Below are 24,191 nucleotides of genomic sequence, written 5' to 3' on the forward strand. Positions count from 1 at the left end.
GTTTGGGCAGGGGCAAAGATTATTTTGCAAGTTCCTTAATCTTAAAAATGAAAATGCGCTACGTTTAAGGAAAGCTTCTATAAGATTAAGGTAGCACTCTCACGGCAACGATGTCTAACACATGTGCCTCATAAGTAGCTACGCAAAACTAATACAACCAATTCCTCGCAGCAAAGGGTTTTTCTAGCATAGTATCTGAGCAGAAATACTATAGAATAGGTAAACAACTGTTGAGCGATCGCAAAACAGAAACTTTGTTGTAGTGAAGTAACGAGAAAAGAGCAAAGAGCCGTGTCAGTTGAAACTATTCAAAAGCCTTCCACAACCCGCAAGCTCGCGCCTCGGTATCGCGTTTTGCTCCATAACGATGACTACAACTCTATGGAGCATGTTGTACAGTCACTAATAGCGACTGTTCCAAGCCTTACCCAACCCCAAGCCGTAAGCATCATGATGGAAGCCCATACTAATGGGCTAGCTTTAGTCATTACTTGCGCCCTGGAACACGCTGAGTTTTATTGCGAAACATTGAAAAGTCACGGTTTAAGTAGCACGATTGAACCTGACGAATAGTCATTAGTCATTGGTCATTAGTTGAAGTATAGAGTATTGGCTGGTGACTTACATTGGTATGAAAGAAAACCTTGTCCGTTTAGTTGAACGCCCTGCCCCTATCAGGCTGGGCTGTTTTATTCTGAATTTATTGTTGCTATGGTTGCCATTAGCTACACCAATATACTTACTAGTACATGATTCAAACTTAGAAAGTATATTGACATTGGTATTCTTATATGCAGTATTTATTTTTCTCCTGAGACTATGGGGTAAATATGTCTACCAGCAGCCCCAAATTCTGCGGCATTATGGCTTAGAATTCACGCGGCAAAACGGTATGGATTTACTGCGTGGCTTGGCTATGGGAATAATTAATACTCTGATACTTTTTGGGTTACAAGGTATTTTGGGTTGGTTGGTGTGGCAGCAACCGAAAGTTTTTTTGCTAAAAGTAATTTTAGAGGGTTTACTTGTTGGCTTAGGTATTGGATTTGCTGAGGAATTGTTATTCCGAGGCTGGTTGCTAGATGAGTTACAACGAGATTACAATCCGCGTGTGGCAATGTGGACAGATGCAATTGCCTTTGCTGCATTACACTTTATTAAACCCTTGGAAGCAATTATTCATACACTGCCGCAATTTCCAGCTTTAGTACTGCTGGGGCTAACGCAAGTATGGGGAAAGCGTTGGCGGAGGGGACGCTTGGGTTTACCAATCGGTCTGCATGGTGGTTTTGTATGGGGCTACTACATTATTAATGTTGGAGAATTAGTGAAATATTCTGGTCAAGTTCCTGATTGGGTAACTGGTGTGAATAATAATCCCCTGCAAGGACTTATGGGAGTGTTGTTAATGAGTGTACTAGCTTTGTGGATACGAGGGCGAACTGAGCGATCGCGTCATATATGAAAATTAAATTATTAGTCGTATCAGCTATTTTTTTATGAGAAATCTAGTTACGATTTAGTAACTGTCATAGCCGAGGCATTTATTATTAAATTGTTTAGCTGTAGATAATCAATAATGTTTTTAAGTGGACAAACTTTTATCCAGATGAATAATTTAGGTTATGTGGGAACCAGACAATCAAACGCTATTAATGTTACTCATAATAATAATTACACCATGTTTATTGGGAGGAGTATTTGCTGGCATAGCTACTCTAATTATCACAAGAAAAGTTAATTTTTTTATTGAAACATTTAGATTATTAATTGGGGCTATAGGAGGGTATGAAGGTCTAGTAGTCTGGGGGATTTTTAATCTGAAAGACAAGAGTCCAAATAAAATACTTAAAGTAATTATTTATGCTCATCAAAATTTTACTGGATTCTTCATTCCGGGTATGCTAGGGGCAATAGGTGCAAGTATAGCGATATTTATGATGAGAAAGGTATTTCGCTGGCGGTCATAAATCTTGACTATAGGCTCCGACAAAATTGTGATTAGCCAACTGCTGAAGAGTCTTGGTTATAGTAGTTCTAACCCCATCGCTGACAGCTATGTTAAGTTTGGCTTTTCTGAAAATAATGCCATCCTTCAAATTGATCCAGATGGCTTAGGTATCGCACCTAGACCACATTTTTGACTGAGATAATTCCTTCACCACACCACTGGATCAGTAGCCATCTGTCAGAATCTTTATCCAGTGCTGGCTTGAGACGGAAATTAAAAACCTCTTGCCATACCTTTACACCATACTGGGATACAAAATCTGCTTCCAGTTCTTTGAACTGTTTCCATTGCCGATTTGCGATCGCGGTCAACATGGAAATAATTATGATAATTGAGACTTATGCGGTGAAGTATGTAATTCTGGGTAGTCCTCAAAAATACAAATAATCGGCATAGGTGGTTTTTTGGTGCAATCTTTACGCAAGCGTCTCAACTACAGTACCCACTACACACGCTTTATTCAAATTAACACCGCTCAAATTTGCACTTTCTAACTCTGCACAGAGTAAATTCGCTCCTGTCAAATTCGCCCCTGCCAAATTCGCCCCTCGCAAGTCAGCTTCTTCCAGGTTTGCTTCACTCAACAAAGCCCCTTGCAAATCGGCGCGACTCAAGTCTGTACCTTTGAGATTTGCCCCAGTCAGGTTTGCACCGCGCAAGTCAGCACCGCGCAAGTCTACGCCTTGCAAGTTCACATTCATTAAACTGGCACCACTCAAGAAAGCACCTACCAATGACACATCACTCAGTCTTGCTCCCATCAAGTTAGCACCACGCAAATTGCTACCCCGCAAGTCAGCGCCTGTTAAATCTGCTTGCATCAGGTTTGCTCCCATCAAGTTCGCCCGTAAGTCAGTTGCTTGGAGGTTGGCTCCCATCATATTTGCCCCCTCCAAATGCCCTCCTTCGAGTTTAGAACCAGCAAAATTAGTGCCAACAAGGGTAGCACCAGCAAGATTAATCCGGCTTAAATCCAGTCGGGAGAGTTCCTCGTCTTCTAAATTTGCCCCTGGAAGTTGTTTGAGTTTTCCTAATCTAATGGCTTCAATATTCATGTAAAGTAACTACCAATCTCTTCACTGATCTTGCTGTGGCTATCCCATTGGGAATCAAGTATCCAGATGCCGGCGCTGAATTTGGGTGTCATCAAGGGTAAGTCGAGTCCCTGTTGTAAACCCATAACTAACAAAGCTAGGGTATCTACAAGTTTAGGATCAAAGCGCGTAGATTGTTGCTGTCTGCACTCATCTAAAGCTTGAGTAAATATTTGTTCCCGGCTTTGATTTGACGATTTTCGCTGATTGAGTCGCCACTGAAAATCTGCCAATAATGCCAAAATTCTCGACTCTAAGGGAATTTCATCTCCAGCTAAACCTGCTGGTTCCCCTGTGCCATTCCACCACTCGCTTTGGTGAGTGATAATTTGGGCAACTGCTCGTAATCTTGGCATGGTTCGCAATACTTGCGCCCCTGGTACTAAGGGACAAGTTAATGGAGAACTCGGGGCATCTTCTTGGTAGCGTGTGGATATACCGCCTGTGAGTACGCTTTCTGCTTTTTGTAATGGATCTATGCGATGTAACAAAGCCGCTAGCCGCAACCTCTTAATCTGCCATGCGGGAAGATCCAAAAGCTGGGCGATCGCTTCAGCAAGAACTACTACTTCCGCAGCTGCCATTGTATTGTTGACATCTGCCATATCCATCAGTTGCGCCATTCGCAAAAAAGCTTGGATTTCGTTAGAAACCAAGTTGCGATCTAGCGTTTGTTTCTGAGGCGCTGTGGGGATGGATAAATTATCTTGCCCAGTCTGGAGGTAATCTACTACACGGGAGACAACTGCACCTAAATTTTGGGATCTATCTATTGACGGTACAATTTGCTGTTTATCGGCTGTGAGTTTTTCCGCCAGTTCTGGGTTGTATTTTTTGATGTGAGCGATCGCTATTTCTGCTGTCTCTTGGACTAACTCTGGTTCAAATGTCCACAACCCATAGAATTTTCGCTCTAAGTCTGATGTCGGTACTCCAGCGCTGCCATAATCAGCTTCCGATAATTCTTGACAAATTACCATTGCTGTGTATTTAGGCGATAAAATAATTAAGTGCCACTCCTGCGCCACTGGATCGACTGAATCTAATGCCACTAAGTCTACATTAGGTAAAAGACTTGTGGGATGTTCAGCAAAGCCAGATTCAGAAGCAGCCATGATAGCAATTTCGCGGCTGCGCTGGGCAATGTCTGCATATCGCCCGGCTTCTTGTAGATACCATTTACCTTGTTGAAAGGCTGAGATGACTAAGGGTGTACCGTCATCCGTTAAGATATGGTCTTCTAGAGCATGGCACAGGGCAACTAGGGTATTTTTGTAGTAAACACCGAATCGAATTGGCCTGGTTGTGTGACGATGGGCTGTTTCTAACCGTTGTAGGATTGAACCTTCTAACATGGGATTTGGTAAAAATAACCGCAGAGAGAGGCACTGAGTAAGAGAGAGGGAGACGATTCAGAATTCTGAATATCCCCACATCCTGGTGTTTCTAGGATACACCTGCTAACTGTTTTTCTTTCGTCTCTAATGGTGCTGTAAGTGCTGCTTCTAAGTCAGCACAACCCAGCTTTTCTTCTAAGATTTTCATGACTTCGCGTCCGAAGTCGTTGGGATTTTGTTGCCAAGCTTGCAAGCAAACTTCACCGAAGAATGAACCAAGGGGTTCAGGATTCCAGAGGAGTTTTTTGGCTGTCCACGGCATCAAACTCATTGGATCATACCCTGGTTTGAGGATACCTTCTTTGAAAGCGTATTCTTCTAAATGGGTATGGGGTTGTAATCCAATAAAAAAGATGGCAGGTTCGACTTTATCAGCACCAAAAATCCGTTCTAGTTCGCGGTGGTAAGCGATAGTTTGGCGGATAGTTTCGGGACGTTCGTCAATGACGTTAAAGGAGTAGTTAACGGAAACTAAATCGTTGAAACCAGCGGCTTTTAAGTCACGGCAGTTTTGCAAGACGTTTCGCAGGTTATACCCCATCCGCATTTTCCGCACGAGTTCTTGAGAACCACTGGTAATCCCGATTTCAAAGTAGTTCATCCCGGTTTTCGCCATCAAATCACACAATTCGGGTGTCAAATTGTCGGCTCTGATATATGCTGCCCAGTGGATATCTGTCATACCAGAATCGACGATTTTTTGCAAGAGTTCTACAGCATCGGCGATAAATTTTTTCGCGGGGATGAATTGGGCATCAGTAAACCAGAAGTTGCGAATGCCGCGATCGTATAATTGGCGCATCTCAGCAACTACTTCATCTGCTGGGTTGATGCGTACTTGTTTGCCTTCGACGACGGTATAGACGCAATAACAACAGTTGTGAGGACAACCACGCTTCGTTTGTACACCTATATAAAAGTCTTCTTCTTGCAGGTAAAAGTTAAATTCCGGCCAGATGCTTTCGATATAGTCGTAGTTACAAGCTGTTTTTTCTATTGGGGTGGGTTGTTCGTGAATCAGCCGTTTCCGTGGTTGAGCTTCTCCTGCAACATAACAGCGTTCATCTCGAAAATCTCTACCACTTAAAAGCTTTTCTAGCAGGGTTTCGCCTTCACCCACAGAAATAATTGTCCCTTTGGGTAAGCTTTTACCCAATTGTTCGTAAAATACGCTGACTGCACCACCACCTACAACTACACGAGCATCAGAATGATATTTTTGGGCACGTTTTAAGCCACGTTTGATTAAGCTTTGGTTCCGCCACAACTCTACATAGTAAGCAATGAAGATTCGCAAACCGCCCAATCCGCCGCGTAGTTTCAATAGAGGATTTTTGGCGTAGTAAAATTCAAAGGCGTTTTGTAGCGGGTTGCCACCACGCCCACCAACTGGAGCATAAATTTGAATATCCCGCCAAGAAAATACTAGTAGTGTCGGTTTAAATTCATCAATAGAGCGATCTAGAGCCGAACTGTAGTCTAAAGGTGGCACTGTTCCCAAATCAAAGATGCGCTGTTCAATATTAGGAAACTGCTTGTGAACATGATCGCTCAGGTAGACAACCCCAATAGGAAAGATGGGGTTACAAGGAAGGCGAACGTAAAGAATTCGATTTTCCATCATCTGTGTTTTGACTTCCATCTTGCCAATCTTTGGAGAAAGCGAGAAAAACATCCAGTTTTAAAGTGTGTGCTTGTTTTATTTGGTTTTATTTGATATCACAATTGTGCTTGACATTTTAGCCAATTGTTGGTAATGAGGAAACTAATGTTAGCAAGTGCGGGAAACGCTAAAATTGCTAGGCATAAAACATACATAAAATCTATAAATAGGCTTTATGAAGATATTTTTCATATAGCTTTACCATAACATTGACTTTATTCATTAAGCGATGATTCCATCTGATTGATCCTGGGATAGATAAAACAAAAAACTCACTTCCTGCCTAGGTGAAAAGCAAGGAGATCGTCGTCTTATCTGCCTTGAGAGAATTAAAGGTTTGATACAAGAAAAAAATATCAAAAAACTTTATTTGTGGTGTATAATTCCGAAGATTGCATAAATAGTTACAAAATTTTCATAACTAAAAATATATCTTAAGACAAAAATAATCTACAAATACTCAGTTGGTATTCGCAGTTACAGCAACTGGGGATCAGCGGGTGCTAGGCTTGGCTAGTGTAATGTAAAATTGTGGCGTAAAGCTCCTCAGCAGTTATGGCTCAAATATTAGATCCTCTACCACCTGAGCAATCGGGAAAAATTCTCTGCTGCTACATTAATGCCACCAGCAAAATACAGATAGCTCGCATCTCCGATATTCCCAACTGGTACTTTGAAAGGGTTGTTTTCCCTGGGCAACGTTTAGTGTTTGAAGCTCCGCGAGAAAGTCAAGTGGAGATTCATACAGGGATGATGGCAAGTGCAATTTTATCCGATAAGATTCCGTGCGATCGCCTAATGCTCGACGAACCCAACGCTTATGAGTTTGATACAGACTCATCAGATGAAAAAGACCCTATTAATACCACACCTATGGTGCAGCAAATTAATACAAAAATCGGAGATACTACAAAACCCTTACAAATCGTTGGTTGAGCATCGGTTGATTAAAAAAAAATTTACTAAATTTAAGGGTTGCTAATTCAGCAGCCTTTTTTGTTTATTATTGATTGGGCATTGGGCATTGGTCAATAATCAATAGTTCTGCTCCCCCTGCTCCCTCATCTTCCCCATCTCGTTTACAATCAATCTTATGAATCTGCCTTCATTTCTTTGGTTGTGGAAAATAGCCGCCTGGTCAATGGGGTTATCCCTGCTGGCATATCTGATGTTAGCAGTGACCGGCGTTTGGATGTTTCGGGCGAGAACTTCGCAGCAATTTCCTTTTATCACTCCATTTGTGGGCGGAAATAAAGGGGTGCGATCGCTCCACTACACAATGGGCATCAGCATGGTAAGTTTAGTGCTACTACTGCTAGCGATCGGCATTGTTGGCACTTTAGGGCACTTTGGTTCTTTAGGTCACTCGTCACACCTAATCGCTGGATTGATAGTGGTAGCACTAGTTTTACTGTCTGCTTTCAGTGCCACGCAAATTAGTGTCAGACGACCTTGGGCTAGACCCTTACACATCGGCGTAAATATTATTCTGTTTATAGGATTTGCCTGGGTATCCCTTACTGGTTGGATTGTAGTGCAAAAGTATTTACCATAACTACCACACGCCAGCTATCGGAGACATAGCCTATCCTACAATGAAGAAAAACATTGTAATCGAGCCGTGACAGCAAACTCAGCCAATATCTCAGCTTCTGTTTTTCGTCTATCTCCTTTGATTCGCATAACGCTGCTGAGTCTATACATCGCACTCACAGTTCCATTACCCTTTTTATCGCAGGTAACAGCTGCACCCGTACCCCCAGAGTTGTTGTGCATAGGAATTACCGCAGGCTTAGTTGCCTTGTATGCAGTATTAACTGAACAAGTAATTGTAGATGACCAAGGAATTCAGGTTACTTACCCCGCCTGGGTGCCTCGCTTTTTTCGTAAAGGTTGGTTTTTACCTTGGTCAGAAGTCAAAGAGTTAAAACCCCGCACCACCGGTCAGGGAGGGCTAGTTTATTATTTCCTCAGCCAGGATGGGAAAGCTTATTTGCTACCGATGCGTGTAGTTGGATTTGCTCGTTTCCTGCAAATTGTCCAAGCAAAGACGGGCATTGATACCACAGATGTTCGCCCATTAGCACAGCCGTGGATGTACCTGATTTTATTAGTATTCACACTGCTGTTACTATTGGTCGATGGCTGGGCGATCGCTACAGCCTTAACTACTGCACAATTAACTTAAAATTGGGTATTGCTTATTTCTCCCCAGTCCCCACTCCCCTTGAATACAGCAAAAGCCATACTTAGGCTAGAGCAAGTTAATCTGTTTACAAAGCTGAAAACCCAGCTTCCCGGCAATCAGCAGGGATATCCCATATTGCAGGATATTTCCTTAGAGATATTCCACGAACGCATTGCCATTGTCGGGCCAATAGGCGCAGGGAAAACTTCGTTATTACGCCTTCTCAACCGCCTAATTGAACCTACCAGTGGCAAAATCTATCTAGAAAATCAAGAATATCGCCAAGTTCCTGTCATCCAGCTACGCCAGATGCTTGTACTTGTATTGCAAGAGTCAAAGCTGTTAGGGATGACAGTTGGGCAAGCCTTGGCTTATCCTTTAGTTTTGCGTGGTTTGCCTGAACAGACAATTCAACAACGAGTCAATCACTGGAGAGACCAACTAAAAATTCCCAGTGAATGGTTGGGGCGAACAGAGGTACAACTTTCTGCTGGACAACGACAACTAGTAGCGATCGCTCGTGCCTTAGTCATGCAGCCTAAAATATTATTATTAGACGAGCCAACCTCTGCCCTAGATGCTGGTACTGCTTCTCATTTAATCCAAGTCTTAACCCAGTTGAGTCAAACTCATCAAACTACGATTTTGATGGTAAATCACCAGCTGGAACTAGCCCAGATGTTTTGCACTCGCTTATTACATCTACAACAAGGTCATTTATTCGCAAATCAAAGAGTCTCAGAGATAGACTGGGTTGAATTACGAAAAAGCCTGATTCAAGCAGAAGCTCAAGACGATTTTGGATTTTAAGTTTTGCATGAGTCAAAAGAGAGGAATCAGGAGTCGTTTTCTTACTCCCCTATGCCCCATGCCCCATTCACACACTACTACTAAGCGTTGAACGTTGATTATTAAATCTCTCTCTAGCTAACTTTGTTGTTTGTGACTGTGAAATATTGGTATTCAAAATTTCCATGTTAAAACGGTATCCAACATTGCGGATAGTTTGAATCAAATTCGGTTGCCGAGGATCGAGTTCAACCTTTTTCCGCAGCGATAAAACATGAGTATCAATGGTACGAGGGTTATCGATAGCGTCAGGCCAAGCACGACGCAGCAATTCCGACCTACTCAGAGGTACTCCTCCAGCTTGTGCTAAAACGTACAGCAAACTGAATTCCTGGGGCGTTAAGTCAATGAACTCCCCTTGGAAACGGACGCGGCGCTGAACTAAATCGATTTGCAAAGTGCCATAATCCAAATAAGCTGGTGCAGTAGGTGTACGCTTCCGGCGAATCAGTGCCTCTACCCGTGCCAAAAACTCTTGCATTCCAAAGGGTTTGCTCAGATAATCATCTGCACCCGCCTTTAAACCTGCAACAATATCAGCTTCACTATTACGGGCAGATAGCATTAAGATTAGAGGCTGCTGCTGACGATGCAACCAACGACAAAACTCGATGCCATCACCATCAGGCAGGTCTGCATCTAAAATAACCAGTGTTGGTTGATGGCTTAAAAATACTTCCCTTGCTTGATAAATGCTGGCAGCTTGATGCACACGGTATTCCAGTTGTTGCAAGTGCCAACCCAACAACGACCTCAGATGGGGATTCCCCTCAATGATTTCTATACAAACCGAACCCACGGTGGCAAGACCCCTTAGCGTCGATGACTTTCAAAGTAACAAGCCCATCTCTAAGGTTTTGTAGCCTTTGTTACTTCAAGCGCAATCAACTTTACATTTCCTAATAAAAAGAGTGGCAATATCTTTAATTTATGCCTTGCCAATAAGCGATTAGAAATATTATTAAATTTTTATTAAATTTTTCGTAAGAGTTGTTAGACTTATCAAAAGTTCTTTTAGCTTAACATTTTGCTTTAGATGGGTGTAATGTGGCAAATATCTATAACCCAACCAGCTAACTACTACTACAGCAGGTTTTCAACCTGATGGTGAAAGGGGATTTTTTTCGTCAAATTAGTGCCCCCATCCAGGTACACAACATTAATACAATTGGGCTGTTGATCGTGAAAATTAGAAAAATAACCCAGCAGCTAACTAAAATCGATGTTTTCTGGAATAGGATTAAAGTATCCTGTAGCTGCTATAAGGGTAATACCCAAAGTAGATGTATTGACTTTGAATTAATGTCAAAGTGAAACTACACTTCACTTTTGAGCGTGAATCATTTACAATTCTCATTCCAAAGAGATTAATACAGCAGTTATGCTCCAAGACACACAAACCATCCGCTATTACCAAAGACTCACCGACGCCTTCGTCGAGTTATGGAATCGCGGTTATCGCACGGATGACATGCGGATGTATTTGGATGGATATCTAGCCGCACTAAGACATGGCAACATTCTTGAACCTATTCTGATTCATCGCTTAGAGGAGGAAGCCAGCCGCTACTTGTACGATGGATCAAACTTTGCAGTGCCGCAACCACAGCCGCAACCCGATTACTATTAAGTAGCATTTACCTGGTCATTGATAGTAACCGTTAATTACCGCAGGTAATTATAGCATATTATCTGTCTTGGTCAACAGGTTTCCGTGGTGTGAGATTTTGGAGATATTGTATTGATTAAACGCATCCCCTCAGCCCTATATTGGTCTTGCCAATGCGACTGAGGGGATTGTTGGCTAGGTAGAAAATCAAGCCCAACATAGAGTATTTTTGTCAGAAACCTATTAAAAAACCCTTGAAAGGGAAGAGAAGTGTCTCTCCTTTCAAGGATATTAAAAACGGCATATTACCTTGATTGCGAAGCGCAAATTCAGCAGTATACCCTTTAGTTTGGGTAAAGAAAAATTAAGAAGCTAATGCTACTTCTACCTTTTCCTGCAATTCACCTTTTTGGTACAGTTCAATTAAAATGTCAGAACCGCCAAGGAATTCACCATTAATATACACTTGGGGAATTGTTGGCCAGCTAGAGTATTCTTTAATACCTTGACGGATTTCCGGGTCTGAGAGAACGTCAACCGTCTCAAAAGGAACTCCCAAGGTATTGAGAATCTGCACAACATTGTTGGAGAAACCGCATTGGGGCATTAACTTGTTTCCCTTCATGAAAACTAAAATCTTGTTCTCTTGTAGCAAGCTATCAATTTTGTCTTTGAGTTCTGGTGTCATGGTATTTGTGTTTCCTATGTTGGATTCAACAGTGAGGAGTGAGGAGTCAAAATTCATAACTCCTAACTCTTATTTACGAAGCTGCTGTTGCTTGCCAAGCTTCGGGAGTGTAGGTTTTCACCGCCAAGGCATGAATCGCTTCAGTTGACATAGCTTGACCCAACGCACCATAAACTAACTGGTGCTGTTGCACTAGTCCTTTACCTGCAAAGTGCGATGAAACTACTGTCACCTGATAGTGATCGCCGCCACCAGTCAAGTCCTGCACCTGAATCTGTGCGTCTGGCAGTTCCGCCTTGATCATTTCCTCAACCTGCTGCGGACTAATCATCGCAATTCCTGAAAAAACTTACTTTTCTATTATTAACAGATATAGAGCAAATGCCTGTGCCAACTTCAGGTTTTGGCAAGGCTGTAGATAAACGTGCCTCTGAGGTGTTCTTTTTGAGAACGCTCAGGTTTTGGCTACGGCAGATAGCTCTATCCTAGCACTGGGGAGTTTCCAGGCGACTGGTTAGGGAGATGGGAGAGATAGGGAACAAGAGGCAACAAAAATTTAATTTATTTTTTTGGGGATGAGGAGGATGAACTACCACCTTCTCTAGGATAGGGAGAATCTACAAAACCCAACTCAAACAACTGTTTATAGGCTTTCTTGCCTAAATCTCGCGTTGGGTTTTGACTCTTAATTATTTGAATTAACAATGGTACAGCTAATTCTGGCTGATTTTGTGCCCGATGTACCAATGCTAGCTGAAAGGTGGCTTCATCTCGCTTTTGGGCTGTTAATAGAGCTTTTTGACGCTGAGAATCAGAAACTCTATTGTCAATTCCCGAAAAGCTAGAATTTAACTCTTGATAAAAATTAGATAGCTGATTATAAACCTGACGTGCTTCTTGCAGCTTCTTAGCAGCTAAGGGGTAGTTTTGAGTAGAAACGGCTTGTTCTGCATCTTTCACGAGGCGATCGCCGCCATCAATGCTCAAAAGGCTGTTACTTTGGGTTACGGGGCGGAGGTTATTGGGAGCGTTGGGGTCAATGGGTTGTGGGCTAGTAGTGCCTGGTAACTGTGATACCTGAGCATTCACAGGTGATAGCAGGCTGAGGACTGCTATAACTGATAAAACAGTACGGTGCGTCAAGGTAACAGCGGCAGCAGTGTTCATGGGATCAATTAGTGCGACAACTATATAAAAGAGTTATGGAAACTTCGGGTATCTTAACTCTGTTTTGGTCTTGGACAAAGCAAAGTTACATCCTAAGTATCTCTGATTTAGAGTGAACTACCCAACACCCATCTGAGTACAGATAGGGTGTGGGCTTCCGGTTTCATCGACAAATGCCTTTGCGCCTTGCGGTTTCTTGGTCTTACTTCGCCTAGACTCGGCAAGAACGGGGTTCCCTCCGTCTATAGATAATATCCGAATGCCTTCTGTTCTCATGTTCTGGCTGGCGTTCTTGTTCCTATTGTGATGATATTTACACTTCCGGCAATCCCACTCTCTGATATCTAGCGGCAACTCATCAACAACATGACCACAACACGAACAAGTTTTTGAACTGGGGAAAAATCTATCTATTTCAACAAGCTGACCCAACGAGTCCTTCAACTTGTAATCAAGGAAATTGATGAACATCCCCCAGCCTACGTCGGATATACTTTTAGACAGCTTCCGGTTCCGTACCATTCCCTTGATGTGAAGGTTTTCCACAACAATAATTTGACTTTCATTAACCAACTTTCTACTGAGTTTATGCAGAAAATCTTGGCGGGAATTTGATACTCGTTCGTGAACCTTCGCTACTAGTTTTTTGTGTTTGTGTCTTGATTTACTCCCTTTAACTTTACGGGCAAATTTTTTCTGTTTCCGGGCTAGATTTCTCTTGTGACGTTTCAGGTGTTTAGCGTTGGAATACTTAGTAAATTCCTCTCCATCATGGACAATTGCAAAGTCCTTTAACCCCAGGTCAATACCGAGTATTTTATCTCCACCCAATTGATGATCACTGCATTCACTTTCAACCAATATTGACGCAAAGTACTTGTCAGTGACAGTTTTGCTGATAGTGACAGTTTTAATTATTCCCAAAACTTGTCTGTGAAATACTGCCTTCACTTCACCAATTTTAGGAATCTTTAATTTATCACCTACAACGGTAACGCTTTGCGGATACTGAATAGATTGTTTATTAAATTTTGACTTAAACTTGGGAAACTTAGCCCGTCCTTCAAAAAAGTTTTTGTAAGCTTTGTCTAAATTAATAGCTACGCACTGCAAAACTGACGAATAGCAATCTTGCTTTAACCAAGGGTACTCCACTTTTAATTGAGGTAGTAAACCCTTGTATACACTCATCTTTAATGTTTTTCCAGAATATACGTAGTGTTGAACGCAAGCATTAAGTGCATAGTTCCAATACCACCTTGCACAACCAAACGATCTGGATAATGCTGTTTGCTGTTCGGGTGTTGGGTATAGCCTGACCTTAACTGCTCTCAACACTTTTAATCACCTCAGGCGTTTGATCATATCAAGAATTAGTAATTTCTGCAAATGCGTGATTAGTAACTTTTGTTTCTTGATGGCTTAATTGTTGCAGTGCCTTTGCTAAATCAGTTGTGATACTTTTGGCATCTTGTTTTATACAACCATTCATGTAATCGCTGACTTTGATTGGGGAACCAATTTCAATACTTACATCTGTACCCCAATTGGGATAAGGTTGGCTGTAATTAATACCTATGGGTATGATTTTAACTCCCAGCCCGGAATGACTAGATTCCGCACTCAAAGCAAGACGAGCAATTCCTGGCTTCAGCTGGTGAACTTGCCCGTCACGAAAAATATTACCTTCTGGAAAAATAACCAGGGTTTTTTCCTGCTGAAGTAGCTCAACTCCATGTCGCAGCGTGCGGATTGACGGATGCTTAGAATTTACCGGAAATCCTCCCAAACGTCGGACAAACCAACCTTGCAAACCTTGGCATTCGTCAATAGTCACCATAAACCGCAGATCTTGTTCTCTCCGATAATCAGCAGTAGCGTAGGGTACCAGCAAAGCATCCCAACGCGCCCTATGGGTAGGCGCGAGAATCACAGGCCCAGTTGTGGGGATATTTTTTTGTCCGGTTATTCTAATTTCTCCAAAGAATAATGGTAATAGGCAGTGACGCCCTAATAAATATGCCAGAGGGCTTAACCAAGGAGAAACCCTTGAGGTAGTGGCAGCCACCTCAGAATTTGCTGGGGTGTGCTGGCAGGTATCGGATGAAGAGTAAAATTCCATCATGACGGATGCAGCTGATTGACGGGTAAAAATTTAACAAAGCCTGATTAGTTACACCGTAGATTCTCTTGCGTGACTTATGTCGTAGTAGATGGACAGTTTTACCTCTGTCCGTTAGTTTACCTTACGCCGCCTAGTGGCAAACCAAGTCTGTAATTGCTGACGACAAGCTGACTCCAGAATGCCTCCGATTACCTGTAAGCGGTGATTAGAAGCAGCACTATCGGGTATGTTAATAACAGTACGAATTGCGCCAGTTTTTGTATCGTCTACTCCATATACAATTAGTCCTAGACGCGCTTGCACAATAGCACCTGCACACATCGGGCAAGGTTCGAGAGTTACATAGAGGGTGCATTCATTAAGATGCCAGTTTTGTAAAGTTGTTGTAGCTGTCTTGAGAGCGAGAATTTCCGCATGAGCTGTAGGGTCTTTGTCGCGCTCTTTTCTATTTTCTCCTTGTGCTAGCAATTTGCCTGTTGAATCAATGATAACAGCACCTACAGGGACTTCACCTGTATCACCTGCTGCTTTTGCTAATTCTAAGGCAGAATTCATCCATTGTTGATGTATAAGATATTCTGTGTATTTAGTTAGCATATTCTTATCAATACAAAAACTTTAAAGTTCTACTCGTCTTCGGACAAGCGATCTCCATCCTACAAAAAATAAAAAGTATATAGCCCACAGGCTTCTCAGCCTGGGGCTAAATAATTCAAAATTCTTAAATTTAGCAAGCCAACCGTTGGAGATTAATTTTCTAAATAGCGACTTGGGCTAAAAGAGAATCGAGTTGATTTTGTGTGTCTAGTTGATAGAGATCATCACAGCCGCCAACGTGCTGGTCATTGATAAAAATTTGCGGTACAGTACGGTGTCCGTTAGCGCGTTCTGCCATTTTAGCTCTGGCTGCTTCATCGCCGTCAATTTTATATTCGGTAAAATTTACACCTTTCCACCACAGCAGCATTTTGGCACGAATGCAGTAAGGACAAGTTTGCCATGTGTAAAGCTCAACATTGGCTTTGACTCGCTCTGGATGGCGATTTAAAAGGGGATTCAGAAAGTCCAGCATATTTTATTAAGCAAGGTTTTAACTATGTCTCTAGCCTAGAACATTGCTTACCGCATTGGGGCTGGAACCCACTTTTGAAAACCCTCTAAATGATTCCAGTAAGCTAAATATCCAGTGAATGCCCAAATTAGAGCGGCGACTATCAGCACAGCTACACCAATTAGCCGCCAAGTGCGGTTAGTTTTCCAATAGAGAGTTGGCGCTGCAAAAACACCTCCTAAGCCAGTTAAAATAAAGCCGATTCCCGACAAAAGCGGTTGGCGGGTCAAATTCAAGTTGATGATGCGGATACCCACTACGATCGCAACTACACCAGCAAAGAAGCCGTAAATTGCTATTGTCAATAAATCCCAACCTTGAGCAAGTGCGATCGCAGCCGCAATAAACAAGATGCCAAATAGGATACTTGTTTCACCAAAGGCAATGTTAAAGCTACCAGTAACGGGCCAGGTGAAACTCATGTGTAACCCAGTCGTAAGTGCGATCGCACCCGTAATTCCAAAACCAGGAATCCACTGTCTTTGATTAGAACTATCTATACCCCGATACACATAGTCAGCCAGTAGAAATAGCCCAGCTACCATATTGATCAACATGAGTGTGATGTAGTCGATAAACATGATTAACCTCTTAATTTGACAAGCTATTTACTCTGCGCTTTGTTTTTCAGCTTTTAGTGAATTCACTAGTTTTTTTTCTTTATTATTTTATACCTAAAGATCAACACTGAAGAAAAGCAATGTTCTCGATATACACTGCTACGTATTTATGTCAGTTCTTAACTTAGTGACTTTTAAATACGCTTTATACTGGAGTAGTTAGGAGTAAAAAATGAGGATGTGTTAACTGGCACTTTTGTAACCAGTTAGCAGTAAAACTTAACTTTCTCCCACGTGTATCCGCCCTTTGGTAGACTTGAAGACTGAAATAGCCAGATAAAGCGGCGGAAATTCAAGCAGTTGAGAGGGCAGACTCTGTGGAAAATACACTTGGGTTAGAGATTATTGAAGTAGTAGAGCAAGCCGCGATCGCATCCGCAAAGTGGATGGGTAAAGGCGAAAAAAACATCGCTGACCAAGTAGCTGTGGAAGCTATGCGGGAGCGGATGAATAAAATCTATATGCGTGGTCGCATTGTGATTGGAGAAGGCGAACGCGATGATGCGCCTATGTTATACATCGGGGAAGAAGTTGGTATTTGTACTCAACCAAATGCCGAAGCTCTCTGTAACCCTGATGAACTAGTTGAAATTGATATCGCCGTTGACCCCTGTGAAGGTACTAACTTGGTAGCTTATGGACAACCTGGTTCGATGGCTGTCTTGGCAATTTCTGAAAAGGGTGGATTATTTGCTGCTCCTGACTTTTACATGAAGAAGTTAGCAGCACCTCCCGCAGCTAAAGGCAAGGTAGACATCAACAAGTCAGCAACAGAAAACCTGAAGATTCTCTCTGAGTGTCTAGAGCGCTCTATTGAAGAACTCGTAATCGTGGTCATGAAGCGCGAACGCCACAACGATTTAATTAAAGAAATCCGTGAGGCTGGAGCGAGAGTCGCCCTAATTTCAGACGGTGATGTGGGTGCAGCTATAAGCTGCGGTTTTGCTGGAACTAATATCCACGCGCTGATGGGTATCGGTGCGGCTCCTGAAGGTGTAATCTCAGCAGCAGCAATGCGTGCTTTAGGTGGACACTTCCAAGGTCAACTGATTTACGATCCAGCAGTAGTCAAAACAGGTCTGATTGGAGAAAGCAGAGAAGCCAACATCGATCGCTTAAAGTCTATGAATATCAATGACCCCGATAAGGTCTATGATGCTCATGAATTGGCATCTGGTAAAACTGTTCTGTTCGCTGCTTGCGGCATTACCAGTGGTAATCTGATGAATGGTGTACGTTTCTTCAACGGCGGAGCAAGAACTCAAAGCTTGGTAATTTCCAACCAGTCGAAAACGGCTCGATTTGTTGATACAATTCACATGTTTGGTGAACCCAAGACTCTCCAACTGAACTAATTTTTAGGGAATGGGGAATGCTAAAAGTAGGGGCGAAGCATTTGGAAATAAATCTTTCTATAAAATGGGAAATAATTACGAAAATGCTTTACCCTTACATGTAGTTAATAGTTAGTAGTTAGTGATTAATAGTTGTTTGTTGCTGGGAATAACTACCAACCAATAAACAAAAATTCCCCATTCCCTATTCTCACTCAATGCCCTATTATCAACTACCAACTAGTAACTACGATTTAGCAAATGAATATAGCAGTGGTGGGGTTAAGCCATAAAACAGCCCCAGTAGAAGTCCGGGAAAAACTGAGCATTCCAGAACCACAAATTGAAAGTGCGATCGCTCAACTGGTCAGCTATCCTCATATTGATGAAGTTGCAATTCTTAGCACTTGTAACCGCCTAGAAATTTATATTGTTACCAGTGAAGCAGACCAAGGTATTCGAGAAATAACTCAGTTTCTTGCGGAATATAGTAAATTGCCCGTGCTTTCTCTGAGACAACACTTATTTATGCTGCTACATGATGATGCAGTGATGCATATTATGCGGGTAGCAGGTGGTTTAGATAGTCTAGTACTCGGAGAAGGCCAAATTCTGGCTCAGGTGAAAACTACTCACAAACTGGGGCAGCAATATAACGGTATAAAAACCATTTTGAATCGATTATTTAAACAAGCGCTAACAGCTGGTAAGCGGGTTCGCACTGAAACTAGTATTGGTACTGGCGCTGTCTCTATCAGTTCGGCAGCTGTAGAGTTAGCACAAATAAAAGTCGCAAATTTAGCTGCTTGCCGAGTGGTAATTCTGGGCGCTGGTAAAATGTCGCGGCTATTAGTGCAACACCTACTTTCTAAAGGTGCTGTGGAAATTAGTATTGTAAATCGCTCTCGTGAACGTGCCCAAGAATTGGCGAAGCAGTTCCCTGGGCAACCTATCCAGATTCATCCGTTATCAGAAATGATGGCAGTGATTGCCGATAGTGATTTGGTGTTTACAAGTACTTCGGCAACAGAGCCAATACTTGACCGTGCCAAATTAGAAATGGTTTTAGAAGTTCAGCGCTCTTTGATGTTATTTGATATTTCTGTGCCGCGTAATGTTCATGCGGATGTAAATGAATTGGAAAATGTGCAGGCGTTTAATGTGGATGATTTGAAGGCTGTAGTGGCGCAAAACTACGAAAGCCGTCGGAAGATTGCACAAGAAGCCGAGCGACTTTTAGAGGAAGAAGTAGAAGCTTTTGATATTTGGTGGCGCAGTTTAGAAACTGTTACCACTATTAGCTGTCTGCGAAATAAAGTCGAAACCATCCGTGAACAAGAATTAGAAAAAGCTTTGTCGAGATTGGGTTCGGAATTCGCTGAAAAACATCAAGAAGTGATTGAAGCATTAACACGGGGAATTGTCAATAAAATTTTACATGACCCGATGGTACAGTTGCGATCGCAGCAAGATGTTGAAGCTAGACGGCGCTGTATGCAAACTCTGCAAATGCTGTTCAACCTGGATGCAGAGGAACAATTTAGTTAAATCTAACAACAAAATCCCTGGCTTCTGTAAGAAGTTGGGGATTTGAGCTTTTCGATTAGATATACTTCTAATTAGATAGATGTCTAATTAGAAGTTAGTCATGCAACCAGAGCAATTTAACATCTTACTCCGCTTTTTCAAGGCATTAGCGGATGATAGCCGATTAAAAATTGTAGGTATCCTAGCGAATCAGGAGTGCAGCGTCGAAGAATTGGCGGCGCTACTGCAACTCAAGGAACCGACGGTATCTCATCATTTAGCGAAACTTAAAGAGCTAAATTTGCTGACAATGCGTCCTGAAGGTAATAGCCGTCTGTACCAGTTGGATAGCGAGGCTTTGCAAAGCATCAGTAAGGAAATTTTTACACCTGAGAAGATAGCATCCTTGATTGAGGATGTGGACACTGAGGCTTGGGAAAGCAAAGTGTTGAAAAACTATTTCGAGGGTGGATACCTTAAAGAAATCCCCGCTAGTCGTAAAAAGCGTCTAGTAATTCTCAAGTGGTTAGCAAACCAGTTTGATATAGGAGTTAACTACCCTGAACGCCTGGTAAATGACATTCTTAAACGCTACCATCCTGACTGCGCCACACTGCGACGGGAGTTCATTGCTTGCCAGTTAATGCAGCGAGAAAATGGGGTTTATTGGCGTACAACATAAATTATGAAAGTTATGTATTAAATTTCAGTGACAAGGAGATGATGGATGTTAGTGGATGAATGCCTTGCTTGCAGAGTACTGGCTGGAAAAGTACAAGCACCTGGTGGGGTTATTTATGAAGATGATTACTGGGTTGTAGAACATTCTTTGAATCCTGTTCTGTTACCAGGATATTTAATTATCAAACTCAAACGTCATTGTGAACATTTAGCGCAACTTACACCAGAAGAAGCGAGTGCATTAGGGGGAATTATCCAAAACACCTGTTCAGCACTTTCACAAATAGTTAAACCCGCTAAGATTCATGTTTGTTCGTGGGGGGAACAAGTCAAGCACATCCACTTTCATATTATTCCTCGTTCATCAACTATGCCTATAGGAAATCTTAAACTGTTAATTTATCTACGAATAAAAAACTTACTCAATAAACTAGGTTTAAGCAAGTGGGTAAGTGATGCCGAAGCAGCAGAAATTAGCCAACAAGTTAAACAAATACTTTTACAGATTTAAACATAGATGAATATGATCTATGGCAAATTAATATAGCAGAATTCAGGAGCCAGAATGGACTACACCCTGCGACGCTAACAGAAGTAAAACAGTCTCTATGCCTGGCTTTGAGACTTAGGTTATGTACCTCACAAACTTGAAAGTCGCTGTATCAGCAAAAATTTTAGCCACGCAATAACCGCACAATCATAGGTCGTATTTTTATGCAGTTAGAAACACAAAAATTTTATTACACACCTGAAGAGTATTTAGAAATTGAAGAAAAGGCAGAATATAAAAGTGAATACCGTGATGGTGAAATTGTACCGATGACGGGTGGCACTACAAATCATAATAAAATTGCTTTGAATTTAGCTGCATCCTTAAAAATTGCTTTAAGGCGTAAAAATTATGATGTTTATATTGGTGATGTGCGTTTATGGATACCCCGTTATCAGCAGCATACATATCCCGATGTGATGGTGATTGAGGGACAACCTATTTATACAGGAACCAGCACAACAACGGTTATGAACCCGATGTTAATTGCTGAAGTTTTATCTAAATCGACTAAAAATTATGACCAAGGCGATAAGTTTCTTTATTATCGCTCTATTCCAGAATTCAAAGAATATATTTTAATTGACCAATATCAGTATCATGTGATGCAGTATGTAAAAACTGCCGAAAGTCAATGGTCATTTACTGAACTTGAACACGAATCTGCAATTTTATCACTGCAAACGGTTGATTTTCAAATTGAATTGCGCGACCTTTATGAGCAAGTAAATTTTGCAGAAAATAACGAAGATTAAAAAATAAAGCTCCGATTCACCCCGGATACTGGTTTATCCAACAAAATTAGCTTGAAATTGTTTAACAAGTAGCTACCAAAATCCTTCACTAAATTTGTGTTTCTTCCTCGGTAAAGATAGGAGGCCACAATTCAGTAACAGGCAATTCCCAACCTGGAAAAAGTTCTGGTATAGTTAAAATCTCGCCATTTTCTAAAACCGTTGGTTCGCCTATAGAGCGATAAATTGTAACTGTCTCTTCATCAGGATCAATTAAAATCCCGACAACTGCTCCTAGTTCTATAAATTTCAGAATTTTAGCTGCTATAAGTTTAATTTTATCGCTCTGAGATTTAATTTCTACCACCAAGTCAGGGACAAGTTCTCCAAAGTAACGAGGACTTTGGAGAAGTCGGGAAGCACGAACAAAGGAAACATCGGGTGCTTTGAGGTTTGTATCTGGCATGATGAAACCGCCAGCAGAATCAAATACTCTTCCCCAGCGACGAGGATTTATCCAAGCAAAGAGAAAGGCGATGAGACGACTACTGATTTCGCTAGATACAATATCTGACAGCCCTATAATTGAAATTTTCCCATTTTCGAGTTCCATCTGGTAATCTAAACCTGCTTCAGTAAAAGCGGTTTGAACTTGCTCTAAATCTCTGACTGTCATCATTGACATAAAAAGCTTTTTCCACTCATATATGCAACTCGATTTTAACAAGAGACAAATTTCCGAAGATTTGACACTGTGTGCGGCTTTCTCTCAAACCTAAGCCTACAACCGTTTCCTAGCAGCAAATCAGAGTAAGAATAAAAGCCTCTCTCCCTGTGTGGGAGAGCTTTGGAAAAGAAAGCTAATCGTACTCTATTTCCCCAAATAAGCTTCTAGAACTTTGGGATTAGTTTGAATTTCTGCGGGTGAACCGTCAGCCAAATTCTGCCCTTCGGCGAGTACCCAAACACGATCGCACAAGGACATAATCACATCCATATTGTGTTCGATAATCAAAAAGGTCATCCCATCTTCACGGTTCCAAGTGATAATGCGATCGCAAATATCATCAATCAATTTTGGATTCACCCCAGCAGCTGGTTCATCCAACAAAATTAACTTGGGATTAGTCATTAGCGCCCGTCCCATTTCTAGCAGCTTACGTTGTCCACCAGACAAGCAACCAGCATAATCGTGTGCTTTTTTTGCCAAGCCCACTGATTCTAATAGAAACATTGCTCGCTCTTGCAGTTGCTTTTCTTCCTTAGCCACGATGTGCGGTTGCAACTGCACTTGCCAAAAGTTCTCACCCGTTTGTTTTTGCGCCGCCAGCAGCATATTTTCTAACACAGATAACCGCGAGAGAGTTCGTGCAACCTGAAAGGTGCGGATTACTCCCTGCTGGGCAATTTGATATGGTTGCAAACTGTGAATCGGTTCGCCGTCAAAAATTACTCGTCCCTTATCTGGGCGGATGAAGTTTGAGAGTAAGTTAAATAAAGTGGTTTTACCAGCACCATTGGGGCCAATTAAGCCCGTGATGCTGCCTTTAGCAACTTCGATTCTCGCCTCATTAACTGCTTTGACACCACCAAAACTTTTAGAAAGTCCAGTGGCTACCAAAAGGGGAAGTGGCGATGGCTGGTTATTTACCAAGAGTAAGTTCCTCCTTTTTCCCTAAGATACCTTGAGGACGCCAAATCATCAGTACCATCAAAATTAGTCCGATTACCATGATCCGAAATGCACCCAAACGGGCTTCATCAAGGGTAACGATTCTAGGTAAAACTTCCCGCGTCAGCGCATCGTAAGCAAAGAAAATTACAGCACCTAATATTGTGCCAACGTTATTACCAGAACCGCCTAAAATCACCATAATCCAAGTGTCAAAGGTAATTTGGGGTTGAAAGTTATCAGGGTAAATAGCGCCCAGTTGCCAAGCAAAAAAAGCACCAGCGATACCCGCGATCGCACCCCCTAACATGAGAGATTGTAATTTATACCAAAAGACATTTTTCCCCAGCGCCTTGGGAATCTCTTCATCTTCACGGATGGCTTTAAGAATTCTACCCCAAGGCGATCGCACCAAAATTTCTAACCGCCAATATACAAGGGCTAAAACCAGCAGCAACACCAGCATTAAACCCGCTTTGGGATTGTAATTATACAGTCCGATCACCCCAGAAATATAAATCGCTGCTGCTAAAGCTGCTAACAAAATTCCCACACCCAAGCGGGATATAAATTCTTGTTTGCTAGTTGTTCTTTTACCTAAATCAGTAGTCCGAGATATTTGGGTGATACGAATCCATCGCCATAACGTAAAAAAAGCTACAGCAGTTAGTAGCGTTAACAATCCAATCATCACTAATCTGACAAACAAATTCGGCTCTGTAGATAGCGGTATGGGATAACTTTGTACACCAAATGCTCCAGAAATCCAAGTGTCACCCACAGGTAATTCCTGGTTATTTACTACCAAACGAATTAATTCCCCTGTACCAATAGTGACAATTGACAGATAATCTTCCCGCAAGCGTAGAGTTGCAAAACCAATTACCAAACCCAACAAGGCGGCGACAATTGCCCCAGCTACTGCCGATATCAGTAAAGGTACGCCCTTCAAGCTTAACAATACGGTTGTATATGCTCCCAGGGTCATGAAAGCAATATGACCAAAGTTAATTAACCCCGTAAAGCCCCACTGCAAATTGAGTCCCAGAGCGAATAGAGCGAAAAGTGCTGTAGAAATTGCTAAGAAAATGAGATAGTCAACCATATTTGGGGAATGGGGAATGGGAAATGGGAAATGGGAAATGGGGAATGGGGAATGGGGAATGGTTAT

At 42.0% G+C, this 24,191-nt stretch carries 30 protein-coding genes; 14 read left to right on the top strand and 16 right to left on the bottom strand.

Annotated elements, in window-relative coordinates:
- Positions 1-291: 291 nt before the first annotated feature.
- The 4 genes from clpS (at position 292) to H6G97_RS01300 (ending at position 2,144) form a co-directional block, all read left to right on the top strand.
- Positions 292-573 carry an ATP-dependent Clp protease adapter ClpS gene (clpS, locus tag H6G97_RS01285; protein ID WP_069070124.1) on the top strand — a complete coding sequence of 94 codons (282 nt, stop codon included), beginning with the start codon at positions 292-294 and terminating at the stop codon, positions 571-573.
- A gap of 58 nt (positions 574-631) precedes the next feature.
- The gene (locus tag H6G97_RS01290) at positions 632-1,465 is read left to right on the top strand and encodes a CPBP family intramembrane glutamic endopeptidase (RefSeq protein ID WP_190938935.1); all 834 of its coding nucleotides are present in this window, start codon (positions 632-634) and stop codon (positions 1,463-1,465) included.
- Positions 1,466-1,625: 160 nt separating this feature from the next.
- Positions 1,626-1,970, top strand: a complete 345-nt coding sequence (locus H6G97_RS01295) for a hypothetical protein (RefSeq protein WP_190938936.1) — start codon at positions 1,626-1,628, stop codon at positions 1,968-1,970.
- A 3-nt stretch (positions 1,971-1,973) separates the two neighbouring features.
- Complete coding sequence (locus H6G97_RS01300) at positions 1,974-2,144, top strand: hypothetical protein (protein WP_190938937.1); 171 nt, start codon at positions 1,974-1,976, stop codon at positions 2,142-2,144.
- Here the strand turns inward: H6G97_RS01300 and H6G97_RS01305 are convergent.
- The 4 genes from H6G97_RS01305 to H6G97_RS01320 all read right to left on the bottom strand — a co-directional run bounded on the left by H6G97_RS01305 (position 2,128) and on the right by H6G97_RS01320 (position 6,144).
- A complete protein-coding gene (locus H6G97_RS01305; RefSeq protein ID WP_190938938.1) occupies positions 2,128-2,325 on the bottom strand; it encodes a hypothetical protein in 198 nt (65 codons plus the stop codon). The two genes, H6G97_RS01300 and H6G97_RS01305, sit on opposite strands and share 17 nt — an antisense overlap.
- Before the next feature lie 102 nt (positions 2,326-2,427).
- The gene (locus H6G97_RS01310; protein WP_190938939.1) at positions 2,428-3,066 is read right to left on the bottom strand and encodes a pentapeptide repeat-containing protein; all 639 of its coding nucleotides are present in this window, start codon (positions 3,064-3,066) and stop codon (positions 2,428-2,430) included.
- Positions 3,063-4,460, bottom strand: a complete 1,398-nt coding sequence (locus tag H6G97_RS01315; protein WP_190938940.1) for a DICT sensory domain-containing protein — start codon at positions 4,458-4,460, stop codon at positions 3,063-3,065. Before H6G97_RS01315 ends, H6G97_RS01310 begins: the two co-directional genes overlap by 4 nt.
- Positions 4,461-4,551: 91 nt before the next feature.
- Entirely contained in the window at positions 4,552-6,144 is a 1,593-nt protein-coding gene (locus H6G97_RS01320; protein WP_190938941.1) for a photosystem II high light acclimation radical SAM protein, read from the bottom strand.
- Between the two features lie 576 nt (positions 6,145-6,720).
- Here H6G97_RS01320 and H6G97_RS01325 point away from each other — a divergent pair.
- From H6G97_RS01325 to H6G97_RS01340, 4 genes are all read left to right on the top strand, one after another.
- Positions 6,721-7,101: a DUF1830 domain-containing protein gene (locus tag H6G97_RS01325; protein ID WP_190938942.1), complete on the top strand. Its 381-nt coding sequence runs from the start codon at positions 6,721-6,723 to the stop codon at positions 7,099-7,101.
- 157 nt (positions 7,102-7,258) lie between these two features.
- Positions 7,259-7,720 carry a DUF4079 domain-containing protein gene (locus tag H6G97_RS01330; protein WP_190938943.1) on the top strand — a complete coding sequence of 154 codons (462 nt, stop codon included), beginning with the start codon at positions 7,259-7,261 and terminating at the stop codon, positions 7,718-7,720.
- A 66-nt stretch (positions 7,721-7,786) separates the two neighbouring features.
- Positions 7,787-8,353 carry a hypothetical protein gene (locus H6G97_RS01335; RefSeq protein ID WP_190938944.1) on the top strand — a complete coding sequence of 189 codons (567 nt, stop codon included), beginning with the start codon at positions 7,787-7,789 and terminating at the stop codon, positions 8,351-8,353.
- A gap of 39 nt (positions 8,354-8,392) precedes the next feature.
- On the top strand, positions 8,393-9,163 hold the full coding sequence (locus tag H6G97_RS01340; RefSeq protein WP_190938945.1) for an ABC transporter ATP-binding protein: 771 nt from the start codon (positions 8,393-8,395) through the stop codon (positions 9,161-9,163).
- 67 nt (positions 9,164-9,230) lie between these two features.
- Here the strand turns inward: H6G97_RS01340 and H6G97_RS01345 are convergent, their stop codons facing one another.
- Positions 9,231-10,001: a response regulator gene (locus H6G97_RS01345; RefSeq protein ID WP_190938946.1), complete on the bottom strand. Its 771-nt coding sequence runs from the start codon at positions 9,999-10,001 to the stop codon at positions 9,231-9,233.
- A gap of 582 nt (positions 10,002-10,583) precedes the next feature.
- On the opposite strand from H6G97_RS01345, the gene H6G97_RS01350 reads away from it, so the two are divergent.
- A complete protein-coding gene (locus H6G97_RS01350; RefSeq protein ID WP_190938947.1) occupies positions 10,584-10,832 on the top strand; it encodes a DUF6761 family protein in 249 nt (82 codons plus the stop codon).
- 343 nt (positions 10,833-11,175) lie between these two features.
- Here the strand turns inward: H6G97_RS01350 and grxD are convergent, their stop codons facing one another.
- From grxD to H6G97_RS01390, 8 genes are all read right to left on the bottom strand, one after another.
- Positions 11,176-11,499, bottom strand: coding sequence for a Grx4 family monothiol glutaredoxin (grxD, locus tag H6G97_RS01355; protein WP_094349509.1), 324 nt, complete (start codon positions 11,497-11,499; stop codon positions 11,176-11,178).
- Positions 11,500-11,572: 73 nt separating this feature from the next.
- Positions 11,573-11,830, bottom strand: a complete 258-nt coding sequence (locus H6G97_RS01360) for a BolA family protein (protein WP_190938948.1) — start codon at positions 11,828-11,830, stop codon at positions 11,573-11,575.
- A 230-nt stretch (positions 11,831-12,060) separates the two neighbouring features.
- On the bottom strand, positions 12,061-12,666 hold the full coding sequence (locus H6G97_RS01365) for a hypothetical protein (RefSeq protein ID WP_190938949.1): 606 nt from the start codon (positions 12,664-12,666) through the stop codon (positions 12,061-12,063).
- Between the two features lie 117 nt (positions 12,667-12,783).
- On the bottom strand, positions 12,784-14,004 hold the full coding sequence (locus H6G97_RS01370) for an RNA-guided endonuclease InsQ/TnpB family protein (protein ID WP_338421554.1): 1,221 nt from the start codon (positions 14,002-14,004) through the stop codon (positions 12,784-12,786).
- Positions 14,005-14,032: 28 nt separating this feature from the next.
- Positions 14,033-14,791 carry a lysophospholipid acyltransferase family protein gene (locus H6G97_RS01375; RefSeq protein WP_190938950.1) on the bottom strand — a complete coding sequence of 253 codons (759 nt, stop codon included), beginning with the start codon at positions 14,789-14,791 and terminating at the stop codon, positions 14,033-14,035.
- A gap of 111 nt (positions 14,792-14,902) precedes the next feature.
- Positions 14,903-15,388, bottom strand: a complete 486-nt coding sequence (gene tadA, locus H6G97_RS01380; protein ID WP_190938951.1) for a tRNA adenosine(34) deaminase TadA — start codon at positions 15,386-15,388, stop codon at positions 14,903-14,905.
- Between the two features lie 160 nt (positions 15,389-15,548).
- On the bottom strand, positions 15,549-15,863 hold the full coding sequence (grxC, locus tag H6G97_RS01385; RefSeq protein WP_190938952.1) for a glutaredoxin 3: 315 nt from the start codon (positions 15,861-15,863) through the stop codon (positions 15,549-15,551).
- A 47-nt stretch (positions 15,864-15,910) separates the two neighbouring features.
- Positions 15,911-16,483: a DUF981 family protein gene (locus H6G97_RS01390; RefSeq protein WP_190914039.1), complete on the bottom strand. Its 573-nt coding sequence runs from the start codon at positions 16,481-16,483 to the stop codon at positions 15,911-15,913.
- Between the two features lie 356 nt (positions 16,484-16,839).
- On the opposite strand from H6G97_RS01390, the gene glpX reads away from it, so the two are divergent.
- The 5 genes from glpX to H6G97_RS01415 all read left to right on the top strand — a co-directional run bounded on the left by glpX (position 16,840) and on the right by H6G97_RS01415 (position 21,369).
- On the top strand, positions 16,840-17,877 hold the full coding sequence (gene glpX / locus H6G97_RS01395; protein ID WP_190728269.1) for a class II fructose-bisphosphatase: 1,038 nt from the start codon (positions 16,840-16,842) through the stop codon (positions 17,875-17,877).
- A 240-nt stretch (positions 17,878-18,117) separates the two neighbouring features.
- A complete protein-coding gene (locus tag H6G97_RS01400; RefSeq protein WP_190938953.1) occupies positions 18,118-19,404 on the top strand; it encodes a glutamyl-tRNA reductase in 1,287 nt (428 codons plus the stop codon).
- Between the two features lie 100 nt (positions 19,405-19,504).
- Entirely contained in the window at positions 19,505-20,065 is a 561-nt protein-coding gene (locus H6G97_RS01405; protein ID WP_190938954.1) for a DUF2087 domain-containing protein, read from the top strand.
- A 45-nt stretch (positions 20,066-20,110) separates the two neighbouring features.
- On the top strand, positions 20,111-20,575 hold the full coding sequence (locus H6G97_RS01410; RefSeq protein ID WP_190938955.1) for an HIT family protein: 465 nt from the start codon (positions 20,111-20,113) through the stop codon (positions 20,573-20,575).
- A gap of 203 nt (positions 20,576-20,778) precedes the next feature.
- Positions 20,779-21,369, top strand: coding sequence for a Uma2 family endonuclease (locus tag H6G97_RS01415; RefSeq protein ID WP_190938956.1), 591 nt, complete (start codon positions 20,779-20,781; stop codon positions 21,367-21,369).
- 88 nt (positions 21,370-21,457) lie between these two features.
- Here the strand turns inward: H6G97_RS01415 and H6G97_RS01420 are convergent, their stop codons facing one another.
- From H6G97_RS01420 to H6G97_RS01430, 3 genes are all read right to left on the bottom strand, one after another.
- Positions 21,458-22,033 carry a Uma2 family endonuclease gene (locus H6G97_RS01420; protein WP_190938957.1) on the bottom strand — a complete coding sequence of 192 codons (576 nt, stop codon included), beginning with the start codon at positions 22,031-22,033 and terminating at the stop codon, positions 21,458-21,460.
- A gap of 186 nt (positions 22,034-22,219) precedes the next feature.
- Positions 22,220-23,002: an ABC transporter ATP-binding protein gene (locus tag H6G97_RS01425; RefSeq protein WP_190938958.1), complete on the bottom strand. Its 783-nt coding sequence runs from the start codon at positions 23,000-23,002 to the stop codon at positions 22,220-22,222.
- Complete coding sequence (locus H6G97_RS01430) at positions 22,992-24,125, bottom strand: branched-chain amino acid ABC transporter permease (RefSeq protein WP_190938959.1); 1,134 nt, start codon at positions 24,123-24,125, stop codon at positions 22,992-22,994. Before H6G97_RS01430 ends, H6G97_RS01425 begins: the two co-directional genes overlap by 11 nt.
- Positions 24,126-24,191 lie beyond the last annotated feature (66 nt).

The sequence above is a fragment of the Nostoc flagelliforme FACHB-838 genome, from assembly GCF_014698065.1.
Lineage (GTDB): Bacteria > Cyanobacteriota > Cyanobacteriia > Cyanobacteriales > Nostocaceae > Nostoc > Nostoc flagelliforme_B.